Source organism: Erwinia sp. PME.40.26/001 (assembly GCF_055556675.1).
The window spans coordinates 127,797-138,026 of record NZ_JBVHNP010000009.1; the positions used below are offsets into that span (position 1 = coordinate 127,797).

A 10,230-nucleotide genomic window follows, 5' to 3' on the forward strand; every position below is an offset into this window, starting at 1 on the left:
ATGGCACTTTGGGGTGGACGGTTTACGCAGGCAGCAGATCAACGTTTCAAGCTTTTCAATGACTCACTGCGCTTCGACTATCGTCTGGCAGAGCAGGACATCACTGGTTCCGTTGCCTGGTCCAAAGCGCTGGTGACGGTCAATGTGTTAACCGCAGACGAGCAGCAGCAGCTGGAAGTGGCGCTGAATGCTCTGTTGGAAGATGTGCGCGCGAACCCACAGCAAATTCTGGAAAGCGACGCCGAAGATATTCACAGCTGGGTGGAAGGGAAGCTGATCGACAAAGTCGGTTCGCTGGGTAAAAAACTCCATACTGGCCGTAGCCGTAATGACCAGGTCGCGACCGACCTGAAACTGTGGTGTAAAGCGCAGGTCAGCGAACTGTTGACTGCCACACGTCAGTTCCAGCAGGCACTGATCGCCACTGCAGAAGCCAACCAGGACGCGGTTATGCCGGGTTACACCCACCTGCAGCGCGCGCAGCCGGTGACGTTTGCCCACTGGTGTCTGGCCTATGTTGAGATGCTGGCGCGTGATGAAAGCCGTCTGCAGGATACGCTGAAACGACTGGACGTCAGCCCGCTGGGCTGCGGTGCCCTGGCCGGAACCGCGTATGAGATCGACCGCGAACAGCTGGCTGGATGGTTAGGCTTTGCCTCCGCCACCCGTAACAGTCTGGATACCGTATCCGACCGCGATCACGTGCTGGAACTACTCTCAGATGCTTCTATCGGCATGGTACACCTGTCGCGTTTTGCCGAGGATCTGATCTTCTTCAATACGGGTGAGGCGGGCTTTGTTGAGCTGTCTGATAAAGTGACGTCGGGCTCCTCGCTGATGCCGCAGAAGAAAAACCCGGACGCGCTGGAACTGATCCGTGGCAAGGTTGGCCGCGTACAGGGGGCACTGACCGCCATGAGTATGACGCTGAAAGGTCTGCCGCTGGCATACAATAAAGATATGCAGGAGGACAAAGAAGGACTGTTCGATGCACTCGATACCTGGTCTGACTGCCTGCATATGGCAGCGCTGGTTCTGGAGGGTATTCAGGTGAAGCGCCCGCGTTGTCAGGAAGCCGCCGAACAGGGTTATGCAAACTCGACCGAACTGGCGGATTACCTGGTCGCCAAAGGCGTACCGTTCCGTGAAGCGCACCATATTGTCGGTGAAACCGTGGTGGAAGCGATTAAGCAGGGTGTAGCGCTGGAAGCACTGGCGCTGTCTGACCTGCAGAAGTTCAGCAGCGTGATTGCAGAAGATGTTTATCCCTTCCTGTCGCTGCAGTCCTGCCTGGACAAACGTAACGCTAAAGGCGGTGTCTCTCCGCATCAGGTATCAACCGCGATCACTGAAGCGAAGCAGCGCCTCGGATAATGTGCGAGGGGCTGACCTTCTTTTTTGGGTCAGCCCGCCTGACGTGAAAGGGACGACCCGAAATGCAGGCCGTCCCCCTTCATTATGCCGCGAAGAATTGCTCTAAATCATCACTGCCGCCAATATGGCGACCGCCAATAAACACCTGAGGCACGGTAGCGCGTCCCGTCACGGCACGCAGGCTGACGGTGGTGGCATCCTGACCCAGAACGATTTCTTCAAACGCGATCCCGCGATCTAACAGCATCTGCTTGGCTTTGGCACAGAACGGGCAGCCCGGCTTGCTGAACAGGGAAACGGACTCCTGCACTTTAAACTCCGGTGCTACATAACGCAGCATGGTATCCGCATCGGACACTTCAAACGGATCGCCCGGCTTATTCGGTTCAACAAACATCTTCTCAACCACGCCGTTACGCACCAGCATGGAATAACGCCATGAGCGGGGGCCAAAGCCGAGGTCGGCTTTTTCCACCAGCATCTCCATGCCCCGGGTGAAATCACCGTTGCCATCGGGAATGAAGGTGATGTTGCCGGCGCGCTGATCGGCTTTCCAGGCGTTCATTACAAAGGTGTCATTGACTGACACGCACAGGATGCTGTCCACGCCATGTTGCCCGAACACGTCCGCCAGTTCGTTATAGCGCGGCAGATGGCTGGATGAACAGGTGGGGGTAAAAGCACCCGGCAGAGAAAAAACGATCACTGTTTTGTCTTTAAACAGCTCATCAGTGGTGACATCGACCCAACTGTCGCCCTGACGCGTGTGAAAAGTGACCTGCGGGATGGACTTACCTTCCTGACTAGCAAACATAAAAAGACCTCAACGTTATAAAAATTAGGTGTGCTCCCTTTCTGCACCGGCACATTATCTTTATTGATGCTTGATAGGGATAATCGTTGGTTGCTATGCTATCTATCGTCACGAACTATCGTGAAAGAGAGGATAAGATGAATATACGTGATCTGGAGTATCTGGTTTCGCTGGCAGAACATCGCCATTTTCGTCGTGCAGCCGATGCCTGCCATGTGAGTCAGCCGACGTTAAGCGGCCAGATTCGTAAGCTGGAGGATGAGCTGGGCGTGATGCTGCTGGAGCGCACCAGCCGTAAAGTACTGTTCACTCAGGCCGGTCTGCTGCTGGTGGATCAGGCCCGCACCGTGCTGCGGGAAGTGAAAGTACTGAAGGAAATGGCCAGCCAGCAGGGTGAGGCGATGTCAGGCCCGATGCATATTGGGCTGATCCCGACCGTGGGCCCGTACCTGCTGCCGCAGATTATTCCCACGCTGCATAAAACGTTTCCGAAGCTGGAGATGTATCTGCACGAAGCGCAGACCCAGCAGCTGCTGGCGCAGCTCGACAGCGGCAAGCTGGACTGTGCCATCCTGGCGCTGGTGAAAGAGTCAGAAGCCTTTATTGAAGTGCCCCTGTTTGATGAGCCAATGAAACTGGCGATTTATGCCGATCACCCGTGGCATGACCGCGATCGCGTACCGATGTCGGATCTTTCCGGTGAAAAGCTGTTAATGCTGGAAGACGGTCACTGTCTGCGCGACCAGGCGATGGGCTTCTGCTTCCAGGCCGGAGCAGATGAAGACACGCACTTCCGCGCGACCAGTCTGGAAACGCTGCGCAATATGGTGGCAGCGGGCAGCGGCATTACGCTGTTGCCTTCGCTGGCGGTACCGAAAGAGCGAGTGCGCGACGGGGTGTGTTACCTGGACTGCTATAAGCCGGTACCACAACGCACCATCGCGTTAGTGTATCGCCCGGGTTCCCCTCTGCGCGGCCGCTATGAGCAACTGGCAGAGGAGATCCGCGAGCATATGCAGGCGGTCATGAACGGCGGCGCGTTAAAACAGGCGGTTCAGGCCGTTTAACGCTGCAACCCGGTAGGCTTCCGCCATCGTCGGATAGTTAAAGGTGGTATTGACGAAGTACTCAATCGTGTTGCCACCGTTTTTCTGTTCCATAATCGCCTGACCAATGTGGATGATCTCCGCAGCACGCTCACCAAAGCAGTGAATGCCGAGGATCTCTTTGGTCTCGCGGTGGAACAGGATCTTCAGACTCCCGACGTTCATTCCGACAATCTGCGCACGCGCCAGGTGTTTGAACTGTGCACGACCCACTTCGTAGGGCACTTTCATCGCTGTCAGCTGCTGTTCGGTTTTCCCGACGGAGCTGATTTCCGGGATGGTGTAGATACCGGTCGGAATGTCTTCAATCAGGTGCGCGGTCGCTTCGCCTTTGATCATCGCCTGGGCGGCGATACGTCCCTGATCGTAGGCCGCAGAGGCCAGGCTAGGGTAACCAATCACATCTCCCACCGCGTAAATATGCGGCTGTGCTGTCTGGTACATGCTGTTCACTTTCAACAGGCCACGACCATCCGCTTCCAGTCCGACAGTGTCCAGCGACAGTGAGTCGGTGTTCCCGGTGCGTCCGTTGGCGTACAACAGGCAGTCTGCCTTGAGTTTCTTGCCGGATTTCAGATGCATAATCACGCCATCTGCCACCCCTTCAATTTTCTCAAACTCTTCATTATGGCGAATCACCACACCATTATTCCAGAAGTGATAAGAGAGCGAGTCGGACATTTCCTGATCGAGGAAGGCCAGCAGACGGTCGCGGGTGTTAATCAGATCCACTTTGACCGACAGGCCACGGAAAATCGACGCATACTCGCAGCCGATCACGCCGGCACCATAGATAATCACATGGTCCGGTTCATGGTGCAGGTTGAGGATGGAGTCGCTGTCATAGATGCGTGGGTGGCTAAAATCGACATCCGGCGGATGGTAAGGGCGTGAACCACAGGCAATCACAAACTTTCCGGCGGTCAGACGCTCGACCGTGCCGTCATGGCTTTCTATTTCGATGGTGTTGGCATCAACAAAACGGGCATCGCCCTGGAACAGTTCACAGTGGTTGCGCTCGTAGAACCCCTGACGCATGCGGGTTTGCTGGCTGATAACGTTTTCAGTATGGTTCAGAATATCAGCAAAAGAAGAACGCAGAAGACGCGTGTGGTCGCTATACAGGGGATTCTGATTGAATTCGATAATGCGGCTGACGGCATGGCGCAGCGCTTTAGAAGGGATCGTCCCCCAGTGTGTACATCCGCCACCGATATTGTGATAGCGCTCGATAACGGCAATACGTGCGCCCTGTTTGACCAGGCCCATCGCAGCACCTTCACCGCCAGGGCCGGAACCAATCACGATGGCGTCGTAATCATAAGACTGTTGCATACCAATACGTCCTATTTTTTATACAATTTTACAACGAGATTCTAACATCTCGCGCCGCAGTTCCCAATTCTAACCGTGCTTTTTGCCATCATTTGCCAAATGAGTGAGTTAACAGGCGGTCACAAAGTTTGGCCCACTGTACGCTGAAATTTTTGCTATAGTGCCCACTTGCAGGCTAAACAGGCAGAAAAATGGGCGTCAGAGCGCAGCAAAAAGAACGTACACGGCGTTCACTTATCGAAGCGGCATTTAGTCAACTAAGCGCCGAACGTAGTTTTGCCAGCCTCAGCCTGCGGGAAGTCGCCAGGGAGGCGGGTATTGCCCCGACGTCATTCTATCGTCACTTTCGTGATGTAGATGAATTGGGGCTAACGATGGTGGATGAAAGCGGCCTGATGCTGCGACAGCTTATGCGTCAGGCACGTCAGCGTATTGCCAAAGGTGGCAGCGTTATCCGAACGTCGGTTTCTACCTTTATGGAATTTATTGGCGACAATCCCAATGCGTTTCGCCTGTTGCTGCGTGAACGATCCGGAACGTCATCGGCTTTCCGTGCTGCCGTTGCGCGTGAGATTCAGCATTTTATCGCCGAACTGGCTGACTATCTGGAAATCGAAAACCGCATGCCGCGCAGCTTCACCGAGGCGCAGGCTGAAGCGATGGTGATTATCGTATTTAACGCCGGTGCGGAAGCGCTGGATATTGATGCCGATCAGCGGCGTCAGCTGGAAGAACGACTGGTGCTGCAGCTGCGTATGATCTCGAAGGGTGCCTATTACTGGTACCGTCGTGAGCAGGAAAAGCTGGCAGTTACGCTGGAATCCAAAGACTAGCAGGGGGTGACATGAATTTAGCAACGGGCCGGGACAAAGGAACACTGCTGCTGACCTTTATTACCGGACTTTCCATTAACGGTACCTTTTCGGCGCTGTTCAGTTCACTGGTGCCCTTTTCAGTTTTCCCGTTGATCGCGCTCGGCCTGGCTGCATGGTGCCTGCATCAGCGCTACCTGAATCGTGCCATGCCTGAAGGAATGCCTTCGCTGGCTGCTGGCTTTTTCCTGCTGGGGATTCTGGTGTACAGCGCCATCGTCCGGGCAGAATACCCGGATATTGGCTCTAACTTTGTGCCGACCATCCTGATGGTGGTGGTGGTGTTCTGGATTGCTACGAAGTGGCGTGCGCGTAAAAATAGCCAGTAACATCGGGCGATCCGCATCGCCCGGGCCAGATTAGCGGCGGGTCAGTAGTACGCCGCACTCCATATGATGGGTGTAGGGGAACTGGTCAAACAGCGCCAGACGAGCGATCTCATGGGTGTCGGACAGCGTTGCCAGGTTCTCGCACAGCGTCGTCGGATTACAGGAAATATACAGAATGCGCGGATACGCCTGCACCATCTTCACCGTTTCTTCATCCAGACCACTGCGCGGCGGGTCGACGAAAATGGTTTCGCACTCATAGCTGCTCAGATCGATACCTTCCAGCCTTCTGAAGCTTCTGTCTCCGTTCATTGCCTGAGTAAACTCTTCTGCTGCCATGCGGATAATCTGTACGTTATCGATCTGGTTTACCGCGATATTGTACTGAGCAGAGGCGACTGACGGTTTGGCGATTTCCGTTGCCAGCACGCGGCGGAAGTTACGCGCCAGTGCCAGTGAGAAGTTGCCGTTGCCGCAGTACAACTCCAGCAGGTCGCCGCGAGAATCGCGCGTGGCATCCAGCGCCCATTCCAGCATCTTCACATTCATTGCCGCATTGGGCTGCGTAAAGCTGTTTTCTACCTGGCGATAGATCATCTCACGGCCGTCCACCATCAGACGCTCATCAACGAAATCCTGGTCCAGACAGATTTTGGTTTTAGTGGCGCGGCCGATCAAATGCAGATCGAAACCTTCCGCACGCAGCGCGTCGCGCAGCAGCGTGGCTGCCTGCTGCCACTCTTCATCCAGCTTACGGTGATAGAGCAGAGAAACTACCACCTGCCCGCTGACCGTCGATAAATAATCTATCTGGAACAGTTTAAAGCGCAGCGCACGCTGGTCGCGCACGGCCGCGATCATGCGGGGCATCAGGCGGTTAATCAGCTCACTGGCCGCCGGGAAGCTGTCGACCCGGATGCGGTTGTGCGTCTCCTGATCGAAAATAATATGGTACAGGTCGTCGCCATCATGCCAGATACGGAATTCGGCACGCATCCGATAATGGCTGACCGGAGAACGGAAGATTTCGACTTCGGGCGCGTTAAATGCGGACATCATCGACGTCAGTCGTGTCACTTTCTCAGTGAGCTGGTCATCATACTGTTCAACAGGCAGTTGTTCGGGTGTCATGGTGATTCCTGGGTATTTGGCTGATATAGCCGGGCGATTGTAGGGAATCTTTATCTCATGTCCAGCGTTGTCCACTCTTCATTCATTATGGATGTCTGGATATCTGGACTTCTAATATATTTGTACATAAAATGCGGCCTCCGGCCTCCCAACGAGTTAAAAGGGAATCCAGTGTAAATCTGGAGCTGACGCGCAGCGGTATAGAATGTCGTGACAATAGCGTAATGCAGACACTGTCTTATGACGGGAAGTCATTGCCACTTAAGGATTCTGAGCCCGAAGACCTGCCGGATGAACGTCGCATTTTTTACGATCATCGCGTGCTATCGATCGTATGCCTGCGGCATCCTGCACATCTTTTGGATGCTTGATGATGATAACAACTAAAAACTCGCTGCTGGCGTTTAGCGCTACGGCAATTTCCCTCTGGGCGCAAAACGGCTTTGCACAGGACCGTAATGAAGAAACGCAGGTTGTGACTGCGAATCGTTTTGAACAGCCAGTCTCTTCTGTTTTGGCCCCTACCACGGTGGTCACGAAAGAGCAGATCGACCGATGGCAGTCAAAAACGCTGACGGATGTGATGCGTCGCCTGCCGGGTGTCGATATTGCTCAAAATGGTGGAATGGGCCAGCAAAGCTCACTGTTTATTCGTGGCACTAACTCCAGCCATGTTCTGATCTTAATTGATGGTGTGCGCCTTAATCAGGCGGGGATCAGCGGTGCTTCCGATCTCAGCCAGATCCCAATTTCACTGGTTCAGCGGATTGAATATATACGTGGAGCACGTTCAGCAGTCTATGGTTCTGATGCCATTGGAGGGGTACTCAACATCATTACCACGCGCACTAAGGATGGTACGACGCTTGTGGCAGGGGGTGGTTCCAACGGCTATCAGTCTTACGACGGTTCCACTCAGCAGATGCTGGGCCAGAATACTCGGGTGACGCTTGCAGGTAACTATACCTACACCAAAGGCTATGATGTCGTTGCTAACTACCCTGATGCACTTGGCAACACAGCACAACCCGATCGTGATGGGTTTATGAGCAAGAACATCTATGGCGCGATTGAACATCAGATCAATGATGATTTTAGTGCCTTTGTTCGGGGTTATGGCTTTGATAACCGTACTGCCTATGACGGTAGCCCGACCTATGTTCAACCCGATACCTATGTTGATACCCGGCAGCTGTATAGCCAGACCTGGGATGGTGGACTCCGCTTCAACAATGGTCTCTATTCTTCCAATCTGACCGCCAGCTACAGTCACACGAAAGATTATAATTACAGTCCTGATATGGGACGCTATGCGTCCTCTGCCACACTTGATGACTCCCAGCAGTATAATTTGCAGTGGGCCAATAATGTGGCCGTGGGACAGGGCAGTGTGGGTGGCGGCGTTGACTGGCAGAAGCAGTCCATTGAGCCAGGGACTGCTTATGTAAATGACCGCCGTGAAGTGACCAATACGGGTTTGTATGCCACCGGGCAGCAGATGTTTGGTCCAGTGACGCTGGAAGGTGCCGTTCGTGGCGATGATCACTCCGTTTACGGCTGGCATAACACCTGGCAGTCCAGCGCGGCCTGGGAGTTCATTGAGGGTTATCGTTTCATCGCCAGCTACGGGACGGCATTTAAGGCACCCAATCTCGGTCAGCTTTATGGTTCTTTTGGCGGCAATAGCAATCTTGATCCTGAAGAGAGCAAGCAGTGGGAAGGGGGCTTCGAAGGCTTAACGGGCCCTGTGACCTGGCATGTCTCCGGATATCGCAACGATATCGACAGCCTTATTGATTACAGTAGTGCCAACGGCGGTTATTACAATATCAATAAAGCGACCATCAAAGGTGTTGAAGCAACGGCTTCATTTGATATCGGTTCGGTATCTCATCAGATTTCCTATGATTACGTTGATCCGCGTAATGCTGAAACCAATGAGATTTTGCTGCGTCGGGCTAAACAGCAGGTGAAGTATCAGCTCGACTGGACGGTGTATAATTTCGACTGGTCAGTGAGTTATCAATACCTGGGTGAACGCTACGACCGTCAATATGCAACAAATCCAAATGGTGATCTGGCCAAATTGGGGGGGGTAAGCTTGTGGGATCTCGCGGTTTCGTATCCAGTCACATCCCATCTCACCGTTCGTGGTAGAATTGCCAACCTGTTCGATAAAGAATACGAGACAGTGTATGGCTATGAAACCCCTGGACGGGAATACTACCTCAGCGGCAGCTACACCTTCTAAACCGCGCCCCACCGTGCTGGTCTTTGACTCCGGCGTCGGTGGGCTTTCTGTCTATGATGAGATCCGCAAATTATTGCCGGATCTCCATTATCTCTACGCGTTCGATAATGTCGCTTTCCCTTATGGTGAAAAGTCGGAAGCGTTTATCGTCGAGCGTGTGGTCGCTATCGTTGAAGCGGTGACCCGCCGTTATCCCCTGGCCCTGGTGGTGATCGCCTGTAACTCAGCGAGTACCGTCACGCTGCCCGCTTTACGTGAGCGCTTTGCATTTCCTGTTGTCGGTGTGGTTCCTGCTATAAAACCGGCAGCGCGTCTGACCCGTAACGGTGTTGTTGGCCTGCTGGCGACCCGGGGGACGGTGAAGCGTCCTTATACGCATGAGCTGGTGGCGCGTTTTGGCAGTGAATGTAAGACTGAGATGCTGGGATCGGCGGAGTTGGTAGAGCTGGCGGAGGCCAAACTGCATGGACAGCCTGTTTCTATCGATGACGTGAAGCGCATATTGCAGCCGTGGCTGCGTATGCAGGAACCACCGGATACCGTCGTCCTGGGCTGCACGCACTTCCCTCTTATTAGTGAAGAGCTACAGCAGGTACTCCCTGAAGGTACCCGTTTAATCGATTCAGGTGCGGCAATTGCGCGTCGAACGGTGTGGTTACTGGAAAATGAGTCGCCAGATGCTTTTTCGCAGGATGAAAACATGGCGTTCTGTATGGATATTACTGAGCAGGCGGTACAATTAATGCCCGTTTTACAACGATATGGCTTCAGTAAGCTCGAAAAATTACCACTTTAACCACGTTTCGGGTAAAAAATCACCACTCAGCAAGTTTTTTGCAATTTACCCTTGTCACTCTCCAGAAAATCCCTATACTGCGCCTCCACTGACACGGAACAACGGCTTACAGGCTACCGGGTCAGCAGCATCAGGTAACTGATAGCGCCGGAAAAACTTCTCAAAAAGAAGTTGACTCCGAAGGAGGAAAGCGTAATATACGCCACCTCGCGACAGGAAGCT

The 10,230-nt window shown here is 53.7% G+C and carries 9 protein-coding genes and 1 riboswitch; of the genes, 6 read left to right on the plus strand and 3 right to left on the minus strand.

The window, feature by feature from the left end:
• Positions 1-1,374 (plus strand): argininosuccinate lyase, encoded by a 1,374-nt coding sequence (argH, locus tag ACZ3HG_RS19815; RefSeq protein ID WP_191935291.1) that lies wholly within the window; start codon positions 1-3, stop codon positions 1,372-1,374.
• Between the two features lie 82 nt (positions 1,375-1,456).
• Here the strand turns inward: argH and ACZ3HG_RS19820 are convergent, their stop codons facing one another.
• Complete coding sequence (locus tag ACZ3HG_RS19820; RefSeq protein ID WP_062746769.1) at positions 1,457-2,188, minus strand: glutathione peroxidase; 732 nt, start codon at positions 2,186-2,188, stop codon at positions 1,457-1,459.
• A gap of 137 nt (positions 2,189-2,325) precedes the next feature.
• Between ACZ3HG_RS19820 and oxyR the strand changes: the two genes are divergently transcribed.
• Positions 2,326-3,255: a DNA-binding transcriptional regulator OxyR gene (oxyR, locus tag ACZ3HG_RS19825; RefSeq protein WP_062746767.1), complete on the plus strand. Its 930-nt coding sequence runs from the start codon at positions 2,326-2,328 to the stop codon at positions 3,253-3,255.
• Here the strand turns inward: oxyR and sthA are convergent.
• A complete protein-coding gene (gene sthA, locus ACZ3HG_RS19830; protein WP_191935290.1) occupies positions 3,229-4,629 on the minus strand; it encodes a Si-specific NAD(P)(+) transhydrogenase in 1,401 nt (466 codons plus the stop codon). The two genes, oxyR and sthA, sit on opposite strands and share 27 nt — an antisense overlap.
• 191 nt (positions 4,630-4,820) lie before the next feature.
• Here sthA and fabR point away from each other — a divergent pair, with 191 nt between their 5' ends.
• Complete coding sequence (fabR, locus tag ACZ3HG_RS19835) at positions 4,821-5,462, plus strand: HTH-type transcriptional repressor FabR (protein ID WP_062746761.1); 642 nt, start codon at positions 4,821-4,823, stop codon at positions 5,460-5,462.
• Between the two features lie 11 nt (positions 5,463-5,473).
• On the plus strand, positions 5,474-5,830 hold the full coding sequence (locus ACZ3HG_RS19840; protein ID WP_191935289.1) for a YijD family membrane protein: 357 nt from the start codon (positions 5,474-5,476) through the stop codon (positions 5,828-5,830).
• Positions 5,831-5,860: 30 nt separating this feature from the next.
• Here the strand turns inward: ACZ3HG_RS19840 and trmA are convergent, their stop codons facing one another.
• Positions 5,861-6,961 carry a tRNA (uridine(54)-C5)-methyltransferase TrmA gene (gene trmA / locus ACZ3HG_RS19845; RefSeq protein WP_191935288.1) on the minus strand — a complete coding sequence of 367 codons (1,101 nt, stop codon included), beginning with the start codon at positions 6,959-6,961 and terminating at the stop codon, positions 5,861-5,863.
• A 124-nt stretch (positions 6,962-7,085) separates the two neighbouring features.
• A riboswitch (cobalamin riboswitch) is annotated at positions 7,086-7,267 on the plus strand.
• Positions 7,268-7,334: 67 nt separating this feature from the next.
• Here trmA and btuB point away from each other — a divergent pair.
• Both btuB and murI read left to right on the plus strand, forming a co-directional pair.
• A complete protein-coding gene (btuB, locus tag ACZ3HG_RS19850) occupies positions 7,335-9,212 on the plus strand; it encodes a TonB-dependent vitamin B12 receptor BtuB (protein ID WP_465334034.1) in 1,878 nt (625 codons plus the stop codon).
• On the plus strand, positions 9,157-10,008 hold the full coding sequence (gene murI / locus ACZ3HG_RS19855) for a glutamate racemase (RefSeq protein WP_191935287.1): 852 nt from the start codon (positions 9,157-9,159) through the stop codon (positions 10,006-10,008). Before btuB ends, murI begins: the two co-directional genes overlap by 56 nt.
• The last annotated feature ends 222 nt before the right edge of the window (positions 10,009-10,230 follow it).